A 1684-nucleotide genomic window follows, 5' to 3' on the forward strand; every position below is an offset into this window, starting at 1 on the left:
CCGACGGCGAGCCGGGCCCGGACGAGCGGCGGCTCCAGGCCGCCGAGGACGCGATCACCGCCGGCGAGGTCGACCTGGCCCGGGACATAGCCAGGGAGGTACTGACCCGGGCGACGGTGCCGGCGGAGCGGGTGCGGGCCTGGATGGTGGTCATAGAGGCGGCCGGGCAGGCACTCGGTGAGGTCGACGCCGTCTTCCCGCAGGTGCTGGCCGACGCCGGTGACGACCCCCGGCTGCTCGCGCTGGTCCACTACCAGCTGGCCTGGCGCGAGGTGGTGGTGGACGGCGACTTCGCCAAGTCCCGCCAGGAGGCCGCCCACGCGGCGGAACTGGCCGCCCGCGGCGGGGACCGGCGCACCGAGCTGATGGCGCTCGCGTTCCAGTCGTCCACCGAGACGCTGATGGGGCACCCGGACGCTCCCGCCACGATCCAGCGGGCCCTCCAGGAGCCCCAGGACCCCGATGTGGCCAGCCACCACAACGGCGCCGCGATGGCGAGATTCCGGTGGCTGCTGATGAGCGACCAGCTGCCGGAGGCCCGTAACGCCATCACCGCGCTGCTGCGGGAGGCGCGGCGGCGCGGCATGGTCGAGAGCGAGGTGCACTTCTCACGGCTGCTCGCCGACACCGAACTGCGCTTCGGGCACTGCGGCCGGGCGCTGGACCTGTCCGGGGAGAGCCTGCGGCTGGCCCGCGACTCCGGGATCGGCGAGAGCGCCTCCGCCATGCTCGCCTCGCTCGCGGAGGCGTCGGGCGGGGACGTGGACCGGGCACTGGCCCTGGCCCGCGAGTCCGCGGACCACGCCGAGGTGGACGGCGACCAGTTGTACCTCTCGCTGGCCCTGGGCGCTCTGGGCTACGCCCAGTTGGTGGCCGGGGACGCGCAGGCCGCGGTCCGCTCGCTGCGCCGGGTGCGGGAGCTGGAGCACGGCATGGGCATCAACGACCCCGCGCGGGGCCGCTGGCAGGGCGACCTCGCCGAAGCGCTGGTCCGGATCGGTGAGCCCGGTGAGGCACAGGAGCTCATCAATCTCACCCGGGTGCACGCGCTGCGGCTGAACCGGGCGAGCGTGCTGGCGGTGCTCGACCGGGCGGAGGCGCTGGTGCGTGCCGCGCGGGGCGAGAACCAGGCGGCGCAGGTGCAGTTGGTGTCGGCGCAGGAACGGCTGGCCAAGCTGGGGTACGGCATGGAGGAGGCCCGCGCCGCCTTCGCGCTGGCGCGACTGCGTTCCCGGAACCAGGGGCCGGGCGGGTACGAGGAGGCGTCCCGGCTGTTCCGGCGCTGCCGCGCGCTGCCGTGGCTGCGTCAGGTGGACCAGGCCGTGGCCGCGGGTCCCGCGGAGGCGGAGCCGGTGCCGGCCGCCACACCGGCGGTTCTGGACGGGCTCGCCTCGATGGAACGCCAGGTCGCCGCGCTGGTGATGGAGGGCGCCACCAACCGGGAGATCGCCGGCCGGCTGTTCATCAGCGTGAAGACCGTGGAGGCGACGCTCACCCGGGTGTACCGCAAGCTGGGCATCCGTTCCCGCGTCGACATCGTCCGCCTGGCGGCAGGCCGCCGCACGACCTAGCCCCCACCCCGGCCCCCGACACCGCCCACTCCCCCCGGAGTCCGGCGCAGGCCCCCCGCAACGCCCCCTCCCCGGGCTCCGGCGCCGGTCCCCCGCAACGGGGCGCCGCGCCG

General features: G+C 75.6%; 1 protein-coding gene. It reads left to right on the forward strand.

Annotation, left to right across the window (positions count from 1 at the left end):
* Window positions 1-1571: LuxR family transcriptional regulator (locus B9S61_RS11650; protein WP_219819910.1), on the forward strand; the 1571-nt coding region annotated here is incomplete at its 5' end.
* Between the last annotated feature and the right edge of the window lie 113 nt (window positions 1572-1684).

Source organism: Streptomyces sp. SM1, assembly GCF_002910825.1.
Classification (GTDB): Bacteria; Actinomycetota; Actinomycetes; order Streptomycetales; family Streptomycetaceae; genus Streptomyces; species Streptomyces okerensis.